Origin of the sequence: Pseudomonas mendocina (assembly GCA_037482215.1) — a bacterium.
GTDB classification, from domain to species: Bacteria; Pseudomonadota; Gammaproteobacteria; order Pseudomonadales; family Pseudomonadaceae; genus Aquipseudomonas; species Aquipseudomonas mendocina_E.
In genome coordinates this window covers 4,144,761-4,166,178 of sequence record CP148074.1, presented here as the reverse complement: position 1 = coordinate 4,166,178, position 21,418 = coordinate 4,144,761, and the positions used below count along the sequence as shown (strand labels likewise).

The window sequence follows — 21,418 nt, the reverse complement described above, 5'->3', positions numbered from 1 at the left end:
TCCTGAGCTTGAATTTCTGACAGGGCGGACTGTCTGACCTGCCGCAAACATAGCAAAACTTCACTGAGAGCTCATGCTGAGTTGACTCGGTGGTGTTAAGGCATGAGGTTTCGACGGCACCCTGAGGGAGAGGTTCGGTGCTGATAACAGAAGGGAGGTATCGATGAGAATATTACAAGTGTTTCCGTTAGGGCTGTTGCTCGGTTGCACTTTAGCGTTTGCTGATGGCTTGCCTGAAGAAGGCTCATTACTGCAGCGTTTTGGCGTTCAGGCCGATGAGCTGCCTCTGTCACAGGAGGGGCCAGCGCAGGATGGGGTTCACTTCCAACTTGAGCCCGATTCTCCGCTGGTGCAGTTTAAGTTTGAAGATGAGAAACCTATTGAGACAACCGGTAATCCTGCGATTGACGCGATGCGCGAACGGGATCGACGTAACTGTGAGAACACCCGGCAGGAGCTGATTAAACGAGGCGGCGCCCCCATAGAGTGTCGATGAGGACGAGGACGACTCTCGTCGCCCTCATCTTTTCACTGGCTCAACGCCCCTCACGCAGCTTGACGGCAATATCCGGCTGATCAATGAACAGTCCATCAATTCCGGTAGCCAAAAAGCGCTGAATCTCGGCGTTGATATCGCCACGCTCTTGCGGGTTATCGCCTTTGCGCAGGTTGGCTGGCAGGAAGTTATTCTCCGCGCGGAAGGTGTAAGGGTGAACCTTAAGCCGTGCCGCGTGGGCATCGCCTACCAGTGTGGTGGGTGTGGTCAGGTTGCCGTTGGCGTCGCGAGGGATGATCTGGCCTTTTTCAGGCCCGATACCTGCCGCATAGCGGGCAATGTTCCGCAGGCCAGCGGGGGTTACCATCTGCGCATACGTCAGTTTGCTGCCTGTGGCTTGCTGATCAAATGGCTGCCCTTGGGCTTCAAGTAACTGGATCAGTGGGATCTTGGTCAGTGTGCTGAGGGTCTTCAGGTTGTTCACTTCAAAAGACTGGATATACACCGGCGCTTTAGGGTTGTCGTAACCATTTTTGCGAAGCACTTTAAGCAGAGGACGCTCCATGGCCAGACCTAACTGCTGGAAGTGGGTTGGGTGTTTGGTTTCTATATACAGGCCAATACTGCGGCGCTGGCTGATCTCCAGGCTTTTCACCAGATTGATGATTTCTTGGAGGGTTGGGATCTCGAAGGTACCGTCCAAGCGAGCATTACCGGGGCGGATGTTGGGGATGCGTTCAACGGCACGCAGGGTCTTAAGTTCGGCCAGGGTGAAGTCCTCACTGAACCAGCCGGTCAACTCATTACCGTCGATATTCTTCGTGCGCTTGCGGTCAGCGAACTCCGGGTGGTTGGACACGTCGGTGGTTAGGCCCAGCTCGTTATCGTGACGGGCTAACAGGACACCGTCTTTACTCATGACCAAGTCCGGCTCGACGTAATCCACCCCTTGCAGGACGGCCAATGCATAGGAGGCCAAGGTGTGTTCTGGTACATAACCGCTGGCACCACGGTGGCCAATAACAAGTGGTGTTTGTGCCTGATGGCTGCGGTTGTCGCTGATGCCAGGCTGCTGCTTAGCCCATTGGACGGCCTTGTTTACAGGGTCTGCTAATGTGCCAGCCGAGACGGTCAACATAAGCATGCACAAAGTTGTTCGGGCGAATTTCATAGAAGCGAATCCTTGCTTGATGATTGACCATCAGGCTGACTGAATAAAATGACGCCAAGGTGACAGTTTGACCGAGACTCGACAAGAGTATGCCCAGATCAACGAAAGGTAGGCTGCGGCTCTTTGGAACCCTCTGATATGCTAGCCCGTATGACTAAGACACTCCCTCTCTCTCTTATCGCTGCCCTCGCCGAAAACCGTGTGATTGGCCGCGACAATCAGTTGCCTTGGCATCTGCCGGCAGACCTCAAACACTTCAAGGCCCTGACCCTCGGCAAGCCGATCATCATGGGCCGCAAAACCTGGGACTCTCTCGGCCGTCCGCTGCCGGGTCGGTTGAATCTGGTGGTAACCCGCCAAGCTGATTTGCAGCTCGAAGGTGCAGAAGTCTTCACCACGCTGGACGCAGCTATCCAGCGCGCCCAAGAGTGGGCGCTTGCAGAAGATGCTGAAGAGGTGATGCTGATTGGTGGCGCTCAGTTGTACGAGCTGGGCCTGCCACAGGCTGATCGCCTGTACCTGACCCGTATACTGCTCAGCCCCCATGGTGATGCCCATTTCCCGGAAGTGAGCGAGCAGGATTGGCATCTCGCGTCAGCCATTGAACATGCAGCCGATGTCGAAACGCCCGGTTATGTGTTTGAGGTTTGGCAGCGCAAGTAAGGCCATCTCACCCGCTTCAGGCTGTTTTGTTATGGCTTCAACGAGGGAGTGCCCTGGTGATAGCGCATCTGCCAGTGCCCCTGCTTGTTGACCCATACTGAACTGCGTAGGGAGCGGATTGCCTCTCCAAGGCAGACCTTCTCAAGAGCATAGGTAACGAGGACCACTTGTGGCGTGAGCAAATGGGCCTGCATGGCGATGGCGATATAGGTCACTCCGGTCTGTAGCGGCAGCGCCTCTGCGAGCTTACGGCGAATAATTTCAGCCTGGCGCTGCACGCTGCGAAACGCCGATACCATAAACAGTGAAATGCCCGCGCGCAGAGCCGCGGCATGTAGCTTTCTCCAAGCCTCGGCCGCCTCTGGGGATAGCTGGTGCCCCAGCCATCGGCATCTGTTGCGGCGATTACCAGGTGTTGGGCTTCGGCATATTCGACCACTCGGCGGTGCAGGAAAAAGTCTTCCGGTACACCGAACTCATGGGGAAATTGGTAAAGGCGTGCCGATGGCATTGGGGCGTCCTTGCTGTTGAGTCTGTTGGCATTTGAGTGCTTAGGCTCGGCCATCATTCAATGCCTTTATCAGGGCTTTATTAAACCCTGTCGGGTCTTCCATCTGTGGCGCATGGCCCATGCCGGGGAATTCGATCAAGTGTGATCCTGGGATCATCTTCGCGGCATTTTTACCCAGTAGGTTGTAGTGGCCTATCTTCGCTTTGACTTCTGCAGGTGCAATATCGCTGCCGATTGCCGTGGTGTCGGCATCGCCGATCATCAGGATCGTCGGCACCTTGAGGTTGGGTAGTTCGTAGTACACCGGCTGGGTGAAAATCATGTCGTAGATCAGCGCTGAGTTCCACGCGACAAGGCGGTGGCCGGGGCCCTTGTTGAGACCGGCGAGCATATCCACCCAGCGATCATATTCTGGCTTCCAGCGCCCGGCGTAATAGGTGTTTTGCTCGTACTTGCACACGCCTTCGGCGCTCAGCTTCAACTCACGCTGGTACCACTGGTCGACGCTGCGCCATGGAACCCCGAGGGCTTTCCAATCTTCGAGTCCGATTGGATTGACTAACACCAGATGCTCGACCTGCTGAGGAAACATCAGCGCATAACGGGTTGCTAGCATGCCGCCGGTGGAGTGGCCAATCACCTCAGCGCGTTGGATATTCAGGCTGTTGAGCAGGGCGCGGGTGTTATCGGCCAACTGCTGGAAACTGTACTGATAGTGCTCCGGTTTGCTGGAGGTGCAGAAGCCGATTTGATCAGGCGCGATCACCCGGTAACCGGCTGCGCTGAGGGCTTTGATGCTGTCCTCCCAGGTCGCCGCACAGAAATTTTTGCCATGCAGCAATACGGCGGTTTTGCCATTCGCTTTAGCGCTTGGAGCAACATCCATATAGCCCATGCTCAGTGCCTGATTCTGAGAGGTGAAGTTGAAGTGGTGAAGCGGGTAGGGATACTGGAATCCTTCTAGGTGCTGCCCGTACTCGCTTGCGTAAGGGGCGCTGCCAGGGCTGGCATGAGCCATTGCGGACAATGCGATTGTGAGTGCCATAAGAGCCGTTTTTAACTGCACGGAGCTATCTCCCAGGACAAGCTGTTCAGCTACGGACTAGGCAAGTGAGCGGGAGTTCTTAACGGCCGCTGTGTGCAGACAGGCGGGCGCTGAAAAACCTATGCAGTCCGGAGTCGTGCATACGTGTAATCGGCCGATCCGCCATTGGCTTTTCATAGTGTTGCGGCCTGTAATTTGCTTTGATGTGTACTCTTTCATCAAAGGAATGATGGCATGGCAAACCCTGCTCAAGCGTTTGCGCAATCACGACGGGCGTCGTTGATTGCTGCGATCTTTATGATGGCAACGTCGGCCATCGGCCCTGGTTTTCTCACGCAGACGGCAACCTTCACTGCGACCCTGGGGGCGGCGTTTGCCTTTGGCATTCTGGCGTCGATCCTGATCGACTTTGTGGTGCAGCTGAATGTCTGGCGCATCGTCACGCTGAGTCGCAGGCGGGCGGCTGAGCTGGCCAACTGTGCAGTACCGGGCAGTGGTTACGTGCTGGCTGTGTTGGTCATTTTTGGCGGGCTGGTATTCAGTATCGGCAATATCGCCGGGGCTGGTTTGGGGCTTAATGCACTGATCGGCCTGGACCCACTATGGGGTGGTGCGTTAAGCGCGTTGATTGCGATTGGGGTATTTACCTCGCACCGGGCGGGCGTTGCCATGGATCGCATCATGATAGCGCTGGGGCTGGTTAAGGTCGGCCTGATTGCTTACGCGGCCTTTGCTGCGCACCCGCCCTTAGGCGAAGCGCTGCGGCAAACGGTGTGGCCAGAGTTCGTGGATTTTGCCGCTATTACCACCATCGTCGGTGGCACAGTTGGTGGATACATCACCTACGCCGGGGCGCACCGTCTGTTGGATCGCGGCACGGTGGGGGTGGAGAACATTGAGGCTGTCTCCAAGGCAGCGTTGACGGGGATTCTGGTCACTGGCGTTGTGCGCTATGTGTTGTTCCTCGCCATTCTTGGCGTGGTCGCCAGCGGCGTGGTGATTGATGTTTCCGGGCAGGGCGCAAACCCGGCTGCACAGGCATTTGGCGAGACGGCAGGCAAGTTTGGCCTGATGGCCTTCGGTCTGGTGCTGTGGGCGGCGGGCATCAGCAGTGTGATCGGTGCGTCCTACACCTCCATGTCGTTTATTACCGTGTTCTCGGACATCATCACTGAGCGTGTACGCCATCTGGTAACAGTCGGCTTCATTTTGATTGCGCTGTTCGCCTATCTCGCACTCGGCAAACCGCCGGCGGCACTGCTGGTATTCGCCGGTGGTTTCAACGGCCTGATTCTGCCGCTGGGTCTGAGCATCTTTATGTATGTAGGCTGGCGACGAGCTGATCTTCTCGATGGCTACCACTACCCGCGCTGGCTGCTGGTGTTGGGCGTGATGACCTGCGTGTTGTCTTGGTATATGGCGTTTAAATCGGCGGGGGCGATATTTGCGTTTGTGATTGGGAGTTGATTCGTCACTTCAGCATTTCCTAAACCTGCCTTACCCGTGAGGGATAAGGCAGGCCGCAAGGTTAAAGCTCCGGCAATTGACCAAGCCGCCCGATCATTTCCGTAACGATTTGCAGGTCCAGCTGGAATTGCTCCAGTGTCTTGAATTCGCCATCGGTGTGGCCGGTGTATTTTTCCTCGGGGCGAGCCAGGCCGAATTGCACGCCATTGGGCAGTTCGTGCACTGAGGTGGCACCGGATGAGGTGCCGAACTTGGAAGGCAGACCGAGGTTTTCACTGGCCACAGTCAGCAGGGCTTTGACCCACTCACCGTTCGGGTTGCGGTACATCGGCTCGGTAAGTTTGTAATCCAGAGTCAGTGCTATGCCGCTGTGTTGCTGCCACTGGCTGAGCTTGTCTGCGATCTGCTGTTTCAGTTGCTCTGGTGTTTTGCCTTTGGGGGCGCGCAGGTTTACTGCCAGTTTCAGACTTTTATCGTTCAGCTCCACAAATGTCAGGGATGTCGTCAGTGGGCCCATAAAATCGTCGCTGTAAGCAACGCCCAGTTTGTTGCCGAAGTAGTCCAGGCCCCAGTTGTCAGCGGCGTAACGGGCGGCATCGGTGATGTGGTTGTGTTTCAGCGCGATGGCTGGCTCCAGCCCAGCGAGCAAGTCGAGCATCCTCGCTACCGGGTTAACCCCGCTTTGTGGTTTGGAGGAGTGGGCGGACACGCCGGTGACGGTCAGCTGCACCTGCTTGTCGATCACCTCGGCAGTGACACTGTAATCGCCGCCATTACGCGTCACATACGCTTTACCGGCTTTTTGCAGCTGGGCTGCCAGTTGTTCCGGCTGATCTGTAACGAAGGTGGCAACTGACTTAGACGGAATCTGGTTGGTTGCAAGCCCACCTGTCAGGCTAATAACCTCCGCGCCTTTTCCGCTGCCGGGGCGACGGGCAAATTCGGCCATCACTGTGCCGGAGCCCTTTTCAGCTATCACTACCGGGTAACTGCCATCCAGGGCGAGGTTGTAGTCCGGCGTCGGGTTACGGGCGAAGTAGTAGGGGATGGCATCGCCGGTCGTTTCTTCGGTGGTATCAATCAGCAGTTTGAAGCTGCGGGCCAGCGGCAGCTGTTCATCCTTGATCACCTTCATGGCGTACAGTGCCACGACGATGCCGTTTTTATCGTCCTGCGTGCCGCGCCCATACAGGCGATCACCGATTTGCGTCAACTTGTAGGGCTCAAGTTTGGTGCCATCCTCCAGCACCCAGTTGGCGGGGTTGGCCGGAACCACATCAGCATGCACATGCAGGCCGATAACTTCCTTACCGTTTCCGGGCAGGGACACTTCATAAACCCGGTTATCAATATTGCGGAAGTTCAGGCCAAGTGCTGTGGATAACTGCTCAATGTGCTTGGCAATGCGGTGAAACTCGGGGTTCTCATGCTGCTCCACACCCTCAACCCGTGCAGTAGGAATTGCCACCAACTGAGTTAGCTGCTCCAGCGCCGCCGCGCTGTATTTGACCCGCGCGTACAGCCCCAACAGCCGGTAAATCTCGTGCTGCTGATCGGGCGTTAATGTCTGTTTATTCAGGTAGGCGTTGATGCTGCTGGCCAGTTGCGTCTCTTTGCCCAGATCCAGTTGGCTGACCTGATTCAGAAAGGCTTTGAAGTCAGTAGCCGAGCTGGCCTTAACGCCCTGAACAATCGCCGTGTTTTGCTCGGGTGTCAGATTCGCGTAGGCGGTGGAGAGGGTGAAAAACGAGCTGAACAGCAGGGCAGTCAGAGCCAGCGGTTTGAAGCGCAGTTCCATAGAGCATTCCTTTGCAGAAGTGGGTTGTCATGAAGACACGAGAGTGAACTTACCACTTGGGTTGTGAGGGTAGCGGAAAATTCTTTGATTTTTTGGGCATAACCTTAGGAGGTTTGTAGCGGGGATAAAAAGTTGGCAGTGGAGGGGAAATGTTTGATCCCATGTAGGTAATTTCTGAAAGCACGGGTTCAAGTTCGGAAATGTCGGGTGTCTTCAGGGGTGATCTTCTCGGTTGGATTACCTTCGGGCGTTTGGTTACTCAGGTGCAAGCCCGAATAACATTCTCCGTAGATATTCAAGGATGAAAAATGATCCCATCTGCCCGTTTAGGTGACGCGCACGTCTGCCCATTGCCAGGTCATGGCACCACTCCAATTGCCACTGCCAGTGCTGACACTCTGATCAACTCCATGGGGTCAGCCCGTGTTGGGGATGTTTGCGGATGTGGGGCTGTTATTACAACGGGCTTCCCTTCAATCATGGTTAATGGTCGACCGATGGCCCACTTGGGGAGTCCAACCAGCCACGGCGGCAAGATCATCACTGGCTCGGGTGATGTCGGCGGTGGTTTTCTGGCGGCTGCCAGTGCAACGGCTGCTGTTATCAATTTCGCAACTATGGGCGCTATTCGTGCGGATGGCTCAGTAGATGACGCCAAACTCGCTGCATTACTAGCTGACCCTAAACTGACCGAGAAAGCTGCAGCGGCAAATGCATTGGTTAGCCCTGCACCTCAGCCCGCTGCTCAATCCATTGCAGCGGCAAGTGCGCCTGCTGCTTTGAACGAAGCGTCAGAAGTCGAGCCGGGTTTTTACATCGTGCAGAAACCTATGTCTCGCTCTGAGCTGGAGACAATGCTTTTCGAGAAGCCTGATGCCGCTGTTATGTCAAAGTTTCGCGCGTTGAACCCCACGCTTGCGACGCATGCTAAACCGGGCCAGTTGGTTGTTTTGAGCGACCCCAAAAACTATCAATGCACCCGTGAGGAAGCCTTGCTGATGGAGGCGGCTGACAAAGTTAATACAGCCCTTGAGCCGATGAGCGATGAAGAAGCCAGCTTTATGCTGCGCCATCTTGATGAAATCAGCTCGATGCTAGCGTCCGGCTCTACCGGGATGGGTGTCGGCATGGCTGTGTCCGCCAGATACCTGACATCAGTAAAAGATGTATTGGAAGAGATTGAGGTGCTGCACCAACAAGCGTTTCAGCGCGATGGGCACCTTCGCTCGGCTAAGTTCTTTGAGGATCGCGAGAAAGTCTTCAAGAAGCTGGATTCCTATTTGATCTCAATGACCAAAAAGGGCATCGGCATTCCTGAGCATCCGAAACTTAAAAGCGCGTTGGGAATATCCAGCCGCAGTGTGGTCCACAGTTGGACGAAAGCCGGTGTGGCAGGGCAGATCCCCGGTTATGCCACCCATATAGATGGGATTGCCAAAGCCTCTACCTACATCAAATACGGCGGCTGGATTGGAACGGCTGTTGGCGGCAGTGCATCCATTATGAAGGTGCAGGATGTGTGTACTGCAGGTGATAAGGACGCGTGTGAACGGGTGAAATATACCGAGGGTGGGAGTTTTGTGGGCAGTTTTGCTGGTGGTGTTGCGGCTAGTGCGCTGCTAGGTGTTTCAACAACAGGAGCCATTTGTGTTGCTTTGGGAGCCCCCACTGCTGGAATAGGTGCTTTGGCATGCGGGCTTGTCGTAGTCGGGACTGGATCGTTGGTTGGCGGTAGTCTGGGTGGGACGGTTGGAGAAGATGTTGGTGAAATGATTTACGAGAAAAGACAATGATAACGATCGAACTACTTCGTGCTTTAGTCGATGCAATGTCATTAGCATTTATGGTGGCTGGTGTTGTTTGGATAATCACAAGTTTGCATATGTGCTACACCTGTCTGGATGAGTTGTTAGAGCACTTTAGCGGCAATGCAACGATTATGTCTTATGCAGCACTAAGAAAAGGCGGGCCGTGGGGGAAACTAATGCTATTGGTGGAAATTTCTAAGGTTGTCACTTTTCCAGATTTCTATATTAAAAGAAATAGAGTTGTCCATGCGGAGTTGGCAGGGTTACGCATGGGTTTGCGGGTACGGTTAAAATTAAATCTGTGGCTTTGTGCTTTTGTTTTATTCTCTATGTGTATTGCTGCTTTTGGCATTAAGTTTATAAAGGAGTGACTGCAATTGTTTTTGGGTGTAAATGGGGCGCTGCAGATAGTAGGGTGGAAATATAGCTGTGAGTGATAAAATTGATTGCTGATGGATTTTTGTACGACGCTGTAGCTATTTTCTCTGGTGCAGTACTGATTGGGATGTTTGTAGCCATTAGTTTGTGTTTGCATCTGGCCTATGCCCGCTTGGATGAAATCCTAAGTTGCCTTATTAACTGCAGTTCAATTATTAAGCGGACCCCGCTGAGAAATGGAGGGGTTTGGGGTAGGTTAGTGCTTGTAGGTGGTATATCCGGGATCGTTACCTTTCCTAATCGGTATTTAAAGAATGGTTCGGTTGATGCTCAAGACCTAAAGAGTCTACCAGCAGGCTTGAGATACAGGCTTGCTTTTGTTCAATGGCTTCTGATTTTGAGTCTTGGCGGGATGGTTGTCTGTTTTGTACTGATAAAGATAGTTAAGACTTAATAATCTTTAATTAAATGCCTATAAGAAACCCGGCCTAAGCCGGGTTTATTGTTCACGCTACTGCTCCAGCCTTAGCCGTCCAGCAACGCCTTATTACGTACCGCACCTTTATCCGCGCTGGTGGCCAGCAGGGCATAGGCTTTGAGGGCGGTGGTGACTTTACGCGGACGCTGTTCGGCTGGTTTCCAACCTTTTTTGTCTTGCTCGATACGGCGGGCGGCGAGTTCTTCGTCGCTGATCAGCAGGTTGATGCTGCGGTTCGGGATGTCGATCAGCACTTTGTCGCCGTCTTGTACCAAGCCGATGGCGCCTCCAGCGGCAGCTTCTGGCGAAGCGTGGCCAATGGACAGACCGGAAGTACCGCCGGAGAAGCGGCCGTCAGTCAGCAGGGCGCAGGCTTTGCCCAGGCCTTTGGACTTCAGGTAGGAGGTCGGGTAAAGCATTTCCTGCATGCCCGGGCCGCCTTTCGGGCCTTCGTATCGGATGATGACGATGTCGCCTTCTTTCACTTCGTCAGCGAGGATGCCGCGTACGGCGCTGTCCTGGCTTTCGAAGATTTTGGCGTTGCCTTCAAAGACGTGAATGGATTCGTCCACACCGGCAGTCTTCACCACACAACCGTCGAGGGCAATGTTGCCGTACAGCACGGCCAGACCACCTTCTTTAGAGTAGGCGTGTTCTACCGAGCGGATGCAGCCATTTTCGCGGTCGGCGTCCAGGGTTTCCCAACGGGTGCTCTGGCTGAATGCAGTTTGTGTCGGAATGCCAGCGGGGCCAGCGCGGAAGAAGGTGTGTACCGCTTCGTCGTTGGTCTGGGTGATGTCCCACTGGGCGATGGCATCAGCCATGGTTTTGCTGTGGACGGTGCTGACGTCGGTGTGCAACAGGCCACCACGGGCCAGTTCGCCAAGGATGGAGATGATGCCACCGGCGCGGTGCACGTCTTCCATGTGGTACTTCTGGATGTTCGGAGCCACTTTGCACAGCTGTGGGACCTTGCGGGACAGGCGGTCGATGTCGCGCAGATCGAACGGCACTTCAGCTTCTTGGGCTGCGGCCAGCAGGTGCAGGATGGTGTTGGTGGAACCGCCCATGGCGATGTCCAGCGTCATGGCGTTCTCGAATGCCTTGAAGTTGGCGATGTTGCGTGGCAGGACGGATTCGTCGCCTTCGCCGTAGTAGCGCTTGCACAGTTCGACGATGGTGCGGCCGGCTTGCAGGAACAGCTGTTCGCGATCGCTGTGGGTGGCCAGGGTCGAGCCGTTGCCCGGCAGGGACAGGCCCAGGGCTTCGGTCAGGCAGTTCATGGAGTTGGCGGTGAACATGCCGGAGCAGCTGCCGCAAGTCGGGCAGGCGCTGCGCTCGTATTCGGCGACTTTCTCATCGCTGGCGCTGCTGTCGGCGGCGATCACCATGGCGTCAACCAAGTCCAGGCCGTGGCTGGCCAGTTTAGTTTTACCGGCTTCCATCGGGCCGCCGGATACGAAGATCACCGGGATGTTCAGGCGCAGGGCAGCCATCAGCATGCCGGGGGTGATTTTGTCGCAGTTGGAGATGCAGACGATGGCGTCAGCGCAGTGGGCGTTGACCATGTATTCCACAGAGTCGGCGATGATTTCGCGGCTCGGCAGGGAATACAGCATGCCGTCGTGGCCCATGGCGATGCCGTCGTCGACTGCGATGGTGTTGAATTCTTTTGCCACGCCGCCAGCTTTTTCGATCTCGCGGGCAACCAGTTGGCCCAGGTCTTTCAGGTGCACGTGGCCCGGTACGAACTGGGTGAAAGAGTTGGCTACGGCGATGATCGGTTTTTTGAAGTCTTCGTCCTTCATCCCGGTTGCACGCCACAGGGCGCGGGCACCGGCCATGTTGCGGCCTTGGGTGGAGGTCTTGGAACGATAATCTGGCATGGCTTTAAATCCTGCAAAGGCTAATCAGGTCACGCGCTCAGGCGCTGGCGCGGTACAGGCACGGTTTGACGGTGCGTATGTTGAGCCGGGTTCGGGCCTAAGGCAATGCATGTGTGCATCGGTTGGGCCGTGGCAAGGCGTGGCGCGGGGTGGGCGCTGGCGTGGCCGGGCTGCATGTCCGCCTGGGATGGGGCAGGGGGTTGGGAGTTTAATCCTTATTGGGGTGGAGCTGAAAGGGCGGGGCGATAAGGGTGGATGAATTGTGCTGTGTCCGTTGTTATGTTGTTTGAAATGCTACAGGTAATTGTAGTCAGTTGATTTTGTTCAGCTGAGTCGCGGGAGATTGAGTAGGACCTTTTGTATGGGTTTCGCCCTTTTCGGGCGAGTCTCCTTTGTCAAACGATACAAAAGAAACCAAAAAATCTTGCCCCGACATCCGGCCCTGCGCTTCGCTGCGGGTTCGTGCCCGGAATCACCGCTCCAGAGGCCCGCCGCGAAGGGCCATCCTTGGCCCATCGCGACTCTCGCGGCATCCATGCCGCTCAACCTCTTACACGGTAATTCCGGGCACCCTTCTGATGGGGCCGTTGGTGGTGCTCTTGCGTTCAGTGAAAGGCATCAATATTTAACATTGTGGGATCACGCTGTTATTGCAGTGGAAATAAGCCTTGCTGCTTTAAAGTTCCGCATTATGAATCCGCCAGCGCACGCCCGTGACGCCGGGTTCGACGCTCAGGCGGCCGATGCAGTTTTCCAGTTTCTGGTCGCTGCGTTGGTCGGCTTCCAGTAGCGCACTGACTTTGCAGCGTTCGCCGTTATCGGTTTCTTTGCTGTCCAGACGCAGCAGGCGCAGGCCGCTTTGTTCGGCGGCGCGGGTGAGTTGGCTGCGGATGTGGGCTTCGTAGTCGACCAGGCAGGTGACGCTAACCGCGTATTGTTGTTCTTCTTCGGACTCGACTTGCGGCTGGCGGTTGATCATGCGCACGACCGGGCGCAGGGCGACGTTAGCCATCAGAATCAGGCCGGTGACGGTGGCCGCCTCCAGCAGAAAACCTGCTCCTGCCAGGATGCCCACTGCGGCTGAACACCAGAGGGTGGCGGCGGTGTTCAGGCCGCTGATTTGCAAGCCATCGCGCATGATCACACCGGCACCAAGAAAACCGATACCGGAGACAATCTGCGCGGCGACCCGTGTCGGGCTGCTGTCGCCATCTACCAGACCTGCAAAGACGGTGAAGCTAGCGGCCCCAAGGCACACCAGCGCGTTGGTGCGTAGCACGGAGAGACGCTGGCGCCACTGGCGTTCAACGCCGATCAGGGCGCCGAGCAAAAGGGCAGCCAGCAAATTTATGGCGAACAGAAATTCACCCATGGAAATCTCCTTTTTAGGGGGCTACAGCGTGAGGCAGATGGCTGCGGCCATGGTGAGGCTGCGCTGGCAGAAATCTATCCAGCGTAGACCTTGGGGAAGTAAAGCAAAGGTGCGCGTGCAGTGAGCGCAACGTGGGCGGGCTAGCCCGCAAGGGTAGGCAGCCCTGCCATTAAGGGCAAGGCTGTGACTGCTGTATCAGCTTTCCGTTCAGGTGCTGTTCAGGTGGATTCGGAAAAGTCTCAGGTTTACTCCTGCGTTTCGGCTCCTCTCAGCCGTTCAGAGCGACGGCGCAGCAGTTCCATGGTCACCAGCAGGATGATCGACATCACAATCAGCAGTGTCGCTACAGCCAGAATGCTCGGGTTGATTTGCTCGCGCAGGCCGGAAAACATCTGCCGCGGAATAGTGCGTTGCTCGGGACCTGCCATAAACAGGATCACCACCACTTCGTCGAACGAGGTGATAAAGGCGAACAGGGCGCCGGAAATCACGCCGGGGCGAATCAGCGGCAGGATCACATCAAAGAACGCCCGCAGCGGCCGTGCCCCGAGGTTCAGCGCAGCGCGCACCAATGAGTAATCGAAACCGGCCAGCGTGGCGGTCACGGTAATGATCACAAAGGGCGTGCCGAGTACCGCGTGGGCGAGGATGATGCCGAGGTAATTGCCCGACAGGCCAATGTCTGAATAAAAGAAGAACATCCCAGCGGCGGTGATGATCAGCGGCACGATCATCGGCGAGAGCAGCAGGGCGGTGATCAAACGGCGTGCAGGCATTTCCGCACGGGCTAAACCTACCGCCGCACAGGTGCCCAGCACCGTGGCGATCAGGGTGGAGAAGATGCCGATGACAAAGCTGTTTTTGATCGACAGCAGCCAGGCGCTGTCCGTAAACACTTCCCGGTACCAGCGCAGCGAGTAAGCCTCTGGCTGCAGCGTAAGCATGCCTTCGGTGAAGCTGAAGAAAGGTTCGCTGTTAAATGACAACGGTACGATCACCAGAATCGGCAGGATCAGAAACAGCAGAACCAGCCACGAGCAGAGTCGCAGCAGCCAGCTGCCCAGTCGGTGCCCCACGCTGTAATAAACGGTCGAGCTGCTCATGTTCACCCCAGTTTGATATTGCTGGTGCCGACAAAACGGTCGTACACCCAGTACAGAATCAGGATCAGGCCCAACAGCAACGAGCCCAGCGCGGCGGCCAGTTCCCAGTTATTCGAGCGCTGCATGTGGAAGGCGATGATGTTGCTGATCATCTGCCCATCGGTGCCGCCGACCAGCGCCGGGGTGATGTAGTAACCAATGGAGATGATGAACACCAACAGCGCCCCGGCACTTAAGCCCGGCAGCGTCATCGGCAGGTAGATGCGGGCGAACGCGGGCAGCGGTTTAGCCCCCATGGACAGCGCGGCGCGGGTATAGCTTGGGTCAATGCTGCGCATCACGCTGTACAGCGGCAGGATCATGAACGGCAGCAGGATGTGGGTCATCGCAAGAATGGTGGCGAACGAGGTGTAGAGCATTTCCACGGGTTCTGCGACCACGCCCATGCTGAGTAGGAAACTGTTGACCACGCCGTTGGTTTGCAAGAGCGCAATCCACGCGGTGGTGCGGACCAATAGCGAGGTCCAGAACGGCAGCAAAACCAGCACCATCAGCAGGTTGGCGCGGTTGCTCGGCAAGTGCGCGAGGTAATAGGCCAGCGGGTAGCCGATCAGGGCGCAGAGCAGGGTGATGATCAGCGCCATGTACAGGGTTTTGCCGTACAGCTTCAGGTAAATCTGGGTGTCACGGCTTTCGATATCGCCCTCGTGGGTCATCTGCAAATCGAGGGCGGTCAGGTAATTGTCGTAGGTATATGGGCGGCCTGAACGTTCAATGGCGCGCCACAGGTTGACCTCGCTCCAGTTGCGATGGGCCTTGAGTAAGGTTTCTGCGCCTTTATCCGATAGCTCTTCAGCTTTGAGTTTGCCGACTTTGCGGGCGCTGGCTTTGACCACACTGGACATGCCGCTGTAGGCACGGTTGATCTCTTCAGCGAGCTTGCCGGATTGGCGGCTTTTGTTCAGCGCATGCAGTTCGTTGGCAAAGGTGCCGAGCACCTGTTGGTCTGGCGTGCTTTCACCATCCCATTGCTTGAGCTGTTCCAGGGTTTGCGGAATCAGTTCGATCAGTGTTGGGTGATACACGCTGCGCCACAGCATGGTGCCGATAGGGGCCACGAAGGTGACGATCACAAACAGCAGCAGCGGTAATACAAAGGCCAGTGCCATCAGGCGTTTGCGCCTGTAGCTCTGGGCGGCCTGACGGGCTTCGGAAGTGCTAAGGGACGGCGACAAGACAGAACTCCAGTCAGCAAATCAGGAAGCGGGGGCGCGTGCCCCCGCGACAGGTTTCAAGCGATTACTTTTTCAGCAGCCACTCGTTGAATTTCTCGCCGAGGGTTTCGCCGTAATCAGCCCAGAACTCGGAGTTGGCGTTCAGGCCAACGTCCAGGTGCGAGGTGGGCAGGTTGGCGACCACGTCTTTCTCCAGCAGTGGCATGGACGATTTACGGGTCGGACCGTAGGCCACGTCAGCCATGCCAGCCAGCGGCTTGGACTCGGTGCTGTAGCTGACAAATTTCATAGCCAGGTCTTTTTTCGGCGTGCCTTTCATCACCGACCACACATCCATGTCGTACAGGTGGCCGTCCCAAACGATCACGAACGGCTTGTTCTCACGGCGGATGGCGTCATAGAAGCGGCCGTTGGCGGACTGCACGATGACCGCGCCGCCGTCGTTAAGCAGTTGTGGCGCCTGGGACCAGGAGTCGAACCAAACGATGTCTTTCTTGATGGTGTCGAGTTTGGCAAAAGCACGGGCCTGACCTTCGTCAGTGGCCAGCACTTCGTAGACTTTGTCTTTAGCCACGCCGTCGGCCATCAGTGCCCATTCCAGCGCTACTTGCGGACGCTTTTGGAAGGCGCGTTTGCCGGGGATTTTGTTCAGGTCGAAGATATCGGCAACGCTCTGCGGTACAGCCGAGCCAATGGTGTTTTTGTTGTAGGCGAACACCACCGAGAAGATGTCCGTGGCCACCGCGCACTCACTGGCCAGGGCTTCCGGGAAGAAGTCTTCAGCGGCGGGTTTGCCGTCGATACCGGCAGGCAGTTTGCTATGGTCGATGACTTCCAGCAGGCCTTCGGAGCAGGCGCGCTCCAAGTCGATGGCTTCGATGCTGACCACGTCCCAGGTGATGCGGCCAGATTCAACTTGAGCTTTCATCTCGGCGATGCCGCCGGAGTAGCTGTCCATGAGGATTTTGGTGCCGGTGTCCTTCATAAAAGGATCCACCATGTGCTGCTTGTGCGCAGCGCCGTAGGCGCCACCGAATGAGATGACCGTCAGACTTTCCTCAGCCACAGCACCTGCGCATACAGCGCTGAGGGCGGCGGCCAGTGCATAGCGGGAGAAACGTTGTGTCAGTGCTGCCATGTCGATGCTCCATTTCGCTTTTTTTAGTGGTGTCAGACTTACTGCTTACGAGCCCGGATGATCGAGCGCATGACTGTGCTCGGGCAGCCAGGCCAGGGTTACCTCTTGTTCGGGCTGGAAGTGCGGGGCGGAACTGTCGTTGAGGTATTTCACAACCAGTTCGGTGCCGCACGGGCTGGTGAAGTGATAGCGGATGTATTCACCCACGTAGTGACGGATCACAAAGCGCGCGTTGATGCGGTTGCCTTCGCTACCGAGCTTGTCAGTGAACGTGAGTTTTTCCGGACGAATGCACACGCTGGTGGCCAGACCTGCCTCGTGCCGGTTAACACGGCGGGCGCGGACGCTTTCGCCGCCCTTGAGGCGCACCTGGCAGTAGTGCTCGTCGACGCTTTCAATCGTGCCCTCAAGCGTGTTGCTCTCGCCGATAAAGTCCGCCACAAACAGGTTCGCCGGTTGCTCGTAGAGCACGTGGGGGGCGTCGCATTGCTGCACCACACCGTTGTTGAACACGGCGATGCGGTCGCTCATGGTCAACGCTTCAGTCTGGTCGTGGGTGACGTAAATCACGGTGAAGCCGAGCTGCTGGTGCAGACGTTTGATCTCGTACTGCATCTGCTCGCGGAGTTTTTTGTCCAGGGCGCCGAGTGGCTCATCCATCAGCACGATGTCGGGTTCAAAGATCAGGGCGCGGGCCAAGGCCACGCGCTGGCGCTGGCCGCCGGAAAGCTGCGCCGGGTAGCGCCCGCCGAAATCTTTCAGCTCGATCAGGTTGAGGTATTCATCAACCTTGGCGCGAACCTCGGCCTTGGGCAGTTTGCGCAGTTGCAGCGGGTAGGCGAGGTTCTCGCGGATGGTCATGTGCGGGAACAGTGCGTACTGCTGAAACACCATGCCGATGTTGCGATCGTAGGGCGCGATGCTGGTGACGTTGCGGCTGTTGATAAGAATTTCGCCGCTGGTCACATCTTCAAAACCGGCGAGCATCATCAGGCAGGTGGTCTTGCCGGAGCCGGATGGCCCAAGCAGGGTGATGAATTCTCCTTTGGCTACATTCAGGTTGAAGTCTTTAACTACCAGTGTCTTGTGATCGTAAGTCTTCTTGACGTTGGTGAATTGCAGAAACGCTTGTGACCCGAACTGCTCAGCCATACTTCTCCCCAATGTTCACAATCCAGATAAAGCAAACGGCTGTTATCTGCTTGCATAAAACGTGCACCTACTTAATAAGACGGTGCTTATTCCCCTGAGTATTTAGGCAAACTGTGTGCCATTTCTGCTCAGCGGCGGTACAGACTGCTCTGGCCATGATTCGGCTGAAAAGATGAGGGTGCAGCAGATGAGGAATGTGGTGAGTGGTAACAGATGCCGAGGGCAAACGTGTTTCGTGCGCACTAAATAAGTGCGTTAGGTGTGCGTGATAGCATTCCGTTAAGAGAAGCCAGTGCTTCTAACCGCTGCAGAGGTATTTTCTTGACCACTTTTCGGTCGTGCTGATCGGATATCTCACCAAACCCTGTAGCCGAAATGAGTGGCAATCAAGGACAGAACAAATGAAATTTGGGTACACCATAATTTACGTGGCGGACGTGGCCGAAACGCTGGCGTTCTTTAATCTCGCTTTTGGGTTGGCGACACGTTTTATTGCGGACGGCGGTGACTATGGTGAGCTGGAAACCGGCGGGACTGTGCTGGCGTTTGCCAGCCATGCGCTAGCCAACAGTAACGCTCATGGCGGCTATCAGTTCACCGATTCACAGGAGAAGCCACTGGGTATTGAGATCGCGCTGGTGACGGATGATGTTCACGCCGCCCATGAAAAAGCGCTGGCAGCCGGTGCCAGCGAGCATGCACCGGTGAGTCAGAAACCATGGGGGCAAGTGGTGTCGTACGTACGCTGCCCGGCTGGTATTTTGATTGAACTGTGCTCACCGGTTGGTCAGTGAGCGCGGAGCAGATATTTTCGAAGAACTGATCTGCTAGAGCACGCTGTAAGCAAGCAGGCTGCTGAATTAAGCAATCAGAAGCCTGTGCTTAACTATCGCAGATCAGGCCAGCCCAGCCAGCTCGCGCAGTTGGGCCAGCTCTTCGGCTTTCAGGCTGACGCCTTCTACCAGCGCCTTGGCGCGGTTCTGATGGCGGTTCTGCCCGGGCATACGTGTTTGCCCGACACCCTGCATGCGCTCAACCAACGTTTCGCAACGATTGGCGAAAGCCGCGCCGGTGGTTTTGCCGGGGTCAATCACGATCAGCAGTTGCCCTGTCCATGGGGTTTTGGCGCCGGGGTGCTGGCTCCAGTCGAACTCGAATGAGAAATTCCCCCCCGTCAGACCTGCCGCCAGCAACTCCACCATCATCGACAGGGCCGAGCCTTTGTAGCCACCGAAGGTGAGCAGGGCGCCGCCCTCCAGCACTTCACGCGGATCATTGGTTGGGTTGCCGTTGCGATCTACTCCCGTGCCAGGCGCTAGCTCCTTGCCTGCCAATGCTGCCAGCTGAACGTCGCCGTGGGCGATGGCGCTGGTGGCCATGTCGAACACCACTGGCTCGCCGTTGGCGCGCGGCGCAGCAAAGGCAATCGGGTTGGTGCCGAACAAGGGTTTTTGTGCGCCGTGGGGCACTACGCAGGTCATGCTGTTGACCACAGAAATGGCAATCAGGCCTTCTTCTGCAAAGGGTTCTACGTCCGGCCACAGGGCCGCGAAGTGGTGGCTGTTGTGGATAGCCAGCAGGGCAATACCATTTTCTCGGGCCTTATCCACCAAGAGCTGGCGCGCTGCCGCCAGTGCCGGTTGGGCGAAGCCGCCGCCTGCATCCACGTTGATGTAAGACGGCGCGGTGTCAGTTACCACCGGCTCAGCTTTGCCGTTAACCCAACCGCTGCCCAGTGATGACAAATAACCAGGAATGCGAAAAACACCGTGGCTGTGAGCGCCATCGCGCTGCGCCGAGGCGCAATTGTGCGCCAGAACCTCCGCTACACGCTGGCTTGTGCCGTGGCGGACAAAGATCTGTGCAAGCAGGTTTTGCAGTTCTTCAAACGGGATAGTGGCCAGGGACATGAACGGCACCTTGGTGTGATGATCGGTATGGTTTTGCAAGTTTACTGTCAGATATTGACTTACTGGCAGAAAACCATCAATTTCATTTCCATTCCAACAAGAGCATTGCCATGAATCTTTCTCTCAAACAGCGTCTGGAAAAGAGCCTGACGTCGAGAACCGCGTCGAGCCGGGCAATTGCTACATACATGTTGGCCAATCTTAATGAGCTGGCTTTTTCCAATGCCGCTGAGGTGGCTGCCAAAGTCGGGGTAAGTGAGTCCACGGTGGGGCGCTTCTGCCGCACTCTGGGGTATCCACACCTCAAAGCCTTGAAAGAAGACCTGCGTGATGACCTGGGCGATAGCCCCTGGCTGATTGGTGACCGCCTCAAAGCGTTTCGCCGCAGCAGTGTTGATGAAACCGCCGTCAGCGGGCTTGAGCGTGAAATCGCCGCGCTGGTTCGCGTGCACGAACACCAACATTCCGCTCAGTGGAAAACCATCACTCAGCGCTTGGCTGAGCGCCGCAAAGTGTTTGCCGCAGGGTTTCAAACCGAGCGCGGTATCGCTGCGTCGTTTGCGCACCTGTTGCAGTACCTGCGTGATGGTGTCCACGTCGTGGATGGTGCGGCGGGCCATTATGCCGACGTATTGCTCAGCGAACCTGAACAGACGGCGCTGGTTGTGTTTGAAGCGCGACGCTACTCGCGCCATGCCTTGGAGCTGTGTCAGCAGGCCAAGGCCCGTGGCATCGCAGTGACGTTGATCACCGATGACTACTGCGACTGGGCCGAGCAGCACGCCGATGAGGTGCTGCGCGTGCCGACGGACTTCAACCTGTTCTGGGAATCGACGGCGGCCATGCTGTCGCTGGTTCACCTGCTTATCAACGACGTGTTCAGGCAGTTGGGCCCGGAAGTGGATCAGCGCCTGGAATCAGTCGCCCGTTTACACAATGCGTTTGTTGGCTACACCTCATCCCTTAAAGAAAATAATTAGGAAAAACACAATGAAGCGTTTGATCAGCACGACTCTTGCGTCTTTAGGTCTGTTTGTTGCGGCAGCTGGCGTGCAAGCCGACACCATTCGTATCGCCACCGAGGGGGCATACCCACCCTTCAACTATGTGGACTCCAATAACCAACTGCGCGGCATGGACGTAGATATTGCCAACGCGCTGTGCGCCAAGATGGGGGCTGAGTGCACCCTGGTTGCGCAGGATTGGGACGGTATCATCCCGGCGTTGCTGGCGAAGAAGTACGACGCCATTGTCGCCTCCATGGTGGTCACTGAAGAGCGTCAGAAGAAGGTCGCCTTCACTGATCGTTACTACAGCACCCGCCTGGCTATGGCTGTCGGCAAAGACTCCAAGCTGAGCGATACCAAGCCAGAAACCTTCAAAGGCTTGGTCGTTGGTGCGCAGTCTTCCTCCACTCAAGGCGTTTACGCTGAAGACGTACTGGCCCCAGCCGGTGCTGAAATCAAACTGTACCCAACGCCGGAAGATGCCCACATGGACCTCGCCAGTGGCCGTCTGGACGCAGTGGTGCACGACAAATTCCCGCTGCTGGACTGGCTCAAAGACGGTGGTAAAGACTGCTGCCGCTTGCTGGGGGATATCGACGGCACTGACGATCAAGTGGCCATCGCCGTGCGTCAGGAAGACAACGCGCTGCGCGAGCGTCTGAACAAGGCGCTGGCTGAAATCATTGCCGATGGCACCTACGCGGAAATCGTTAAGCGTTACTTCGACGCTGACATCTACTAATCCGCTTCTCTATGCCGTGTGCGGCTGACCCTGCACACGGCACTGCTCTGAGTGTTTG

The 21,418-nt window shown here is 56.4% G+C and carries 19 protein-coding genes and 1 pseudogene; 9 read left to right on the top strand and 11 right to left on the bottom strand.

The genetic code is table 11. The annotated features are described in order from the left end of the window. Positions 1-163: 163 nt before the first annotated feature. Positions 164-496, top strand: coding sequence for a hypothetical protein (locus WG219_19310; protein ID WXL25419.1), 333 nt, complete (start codon positions 164-166; stop codon positions 494-496). A gap of 40 nt (positions 497-536) precedes the next feature. On the opposite strand, the gene WG219_19305 is transcribed toward WG219_19310, so the two are convergent. Next, complete coding sequence (locus WG219_19305; protein ID WXL28052.1) at positions 537-1,640, bottom strand: glycerophosphodiester phosphodiesterase; 1,104 nt, start codon at positions 1,638-1,640, stop codon at positions 537-539. Positions 1,641-1,805: 165 nt separating this feature from the next. Between WG219_19305 and WG219_19300 the strand changes: the two genes are divergently transcribed. Then, complete coding sequence (locus WG219_19300; GenBank protein ID WXL25418.1) at positions 1,806-2,330, top strand: dihydrofolate reductase; 525 nt, start codon at positions 1,806-1,808, stop codon at positions 2,328-2,330. 29 nt (positions 2,331-2,359) lie between these two features. On the opposite strand, the gene WG219_19295 is transcribed toward WG219_19300, so the two are convergent. Together WG219_19295 and WG219_19290 are read right to left on the bottom strand one after the other, a co-directional pair. Next, entirely contained in the window at positions 2,360-2,629 is a 270-nt protein-coding gene (locus tag WG219_19295) for a hypothetical protein (GenBank protein ID WXL25417.1), read from the bottom strand. Between the two features lie 252 nt (positions 2,630-2,881). Next, positions 2,882-3,859 (bottom strand): alpha/beta hydrolase, encoded by a 978-nt coding sequence (locus WG219_19290; protein ID WXL28051.1) that lies wholly within the window; start codon positions 3,857-3,859, stop codon positions 2,882-2,884. A 261-nt stretch (positions 3,860-4,120) separates the two neighbouring features. Here WG219_19290 and WG219_19285 point away from each other — a divergent pair, with 261 nt between their 5' ends. After that, positions 4,121-5,353, top strand: a complete 1,233-nt coding sequence (locus tag WG219_19285; protein ID WXL25416.1) for an NRAMP family divalent metal transporter — start codon at positions 4,121-4,123, stop codon at positions 5,351-5,353. 61 nt (positions 5,354-5,414) lie between these two features. On the opposite strand, the gene WG219_19280 is transcribed toward WG219_19285, so the two are convergent. Further along, positions 5,415-7,151, bottom strand: a complete 1,737-nt coding sequence (locus WG219_19280) for a dipeptidase (protein WXL25415.1) — start codon at positions 7,149-7,151, stop codon at positions 5,415-5,417. Positions 7,152-7,459: 308 nt separating this feature from the next. On the opposite strand from WG219_19280, the pseudogene WG219_19275 reads away from it, so the two are divergent. The 3 genes and pseudogenes from WG219_19275 to WG219_19265 all read left to right on the top strand — a co-directional run bounded on the left by WG219_19275 (position 7,460) and on the right by WG219_19265 (position 9,330). Continuing rightward, positions 7,460-7,552: pseudogene (locus tag WG219_19275) on the top strand (hypothetical protein). Between the two features lie 96 nt (positions 7,553-7,648). Continuing rightward, entirely contained in the window at positions 7,649-8,944 is a 1,296-nt protein-coding gene (locus tag WG219_19270) for a hypothetical protein (GenBank protein WXL28050.1), read from the top strand. Continuing rightward, positions 8,941-9,330, top strand: a complete 390-nt coding sequence (locus tag WG219_19265) for a hypothetical protein (GenBank protein ID WXL25414.1) — start codon at positions 8,941-8,943, stop codon at positions 9,328-9,330. Before WG219_19270 ends, WG219_19265 begins: the two co-directional genes overlap by 4 nt. A gap of 532 nt (positions 9,331-9,862) precedes the next feature. Here WG219_19265 and ilvD read toward each other — a convergent pair. The 6 genes from ilvD to WG219_19235 form a co-directional block, all read right to left on the bottom strand. Then, a complete protein-coding gene (ilvD, locus tag WG219_19260) occupies positions 9,863-11,701 on the bottom strand; it encodes a dihydroxy-acid dehydratase (protein ID WXL25413.1) in 1,839 nt (612 codons plus the stop codon). A gap of 676 nt (positions 11,702-12,377) precedes the next feature. Then, a complete protein-coding gene (locus tag WG219_19255; GenBank protein ID WXL25412.1) occupies positions 12,378-13,073 on the bottom strand; it encodes an MgtC/SapB family protein in 696 nt (231 codons plus the stop codon). Positions 13,074-13,318: 245 nt separating this feature from the next. Continuing rightward, the gene (locus tag WG219_19250) at positions 13,319-14,176 is read right to left on the bottom strand and encodes an ABC transporter permease (protein ID WXL25411.1); all 858 of its coding nucleotides are present in this window, start codon (positions 14,174-14,176) and stop codon (positions 13,319-13,321) included. Positions 14,177-14,178: 2 nt separating this feature from the next. Beyond that, a complete protein-coding gene (locus tag WG219_19245) occupies positions 14,179-15,411 on the bottom strand; it encodes an ABC transporter permease (GenBank protein ID WXL25410.1) in 1,233 nt (410 codons plus the stop codon). A gap of 64 nt (positions 15,412-15,475) precedes the next feature. Beyond that, complete coding sequence (locus WG219_19240) at positions 15,476-16,549, bottom strand: ABC transporter substrate-binding protein (protein WXL25409.1); 1,074 nt, start codon at positions 16,547-16,549, stop codon at positions 15,476-15,478. Between the two features lie 45 nt (positions 16,550-16,594). Then, positions 16,595-17,701, bottom strand: a complete 1,107-nt coding sequence (locus tag WG219_19235) for an ABC transporter ATP-binding protein (GenBank protein ID WXL25408.1) — start codon at positions 17,699-17,701, stop codon at positions 16,595-16,597. Positions 17,702-18,102: 401 nt separating this feature from the next. On the opposite strand from WG219_19235, the gene WG219_19230 reads away from it, so the two are divergent. Beyond that, positions 18,103-18,495, top strand: a complete 393-nt coding sequence (locus WG219_19230) for a VOC family protein (protein WXL25407.1) — start codon at positions 18,103-18,105, stop codon at positions 18,493-18,495. Between the two features lie 102 nt (positions 18,496-18,597). On the opposite strand, the gene WG219_19225 is transcribed toward WG219_19230, so the two are convergent. Beyond that, positions 18,598-19,611 (bottom strand): Ldh family oxidoreductase, encoded by a 1,014-nt coding sequence (locus WG219_19225; GenBank protein ID WXL25406.1) that lies wholly within the window; start codon positions 19,609-19,611, stop codon positions 18,598-18,600. Between the two features lie 110 nt (positions 19,612-19,721). On the opposite strand from WG219_19225, the gene WG219_19220 reads away from it, so the two are divergent. Beyond that, positions 19,722-20,591 carry a MurR/RpiR family transcriptional regulator gene (locus WG219_19220; protein ID WXL25405.1) on the top strand — a complete coding sequence of 290 codons (870 nt, stop codon included), beginning with the start codon at positions 19,722-19,724 and terminating at the stop codon, positions 20,589-20,591. A gap of 10 nt (positions 20,592-20,601) precedes the next feature. After that, positions 20,602-21,360 carry an ABC transporter substrate-binding protein gene (locus tag WG219_19215; protein WXL25404.1) on the top strand — a complete coding sequence of 253 codons (759 nt, stop codon included), beginning with the start codon at positions 20,602-20,604 and terminating at the stop codon, positions 21,358-21,360. Positions 21,361-21,418: the final 58 nt, after the last annotated feature.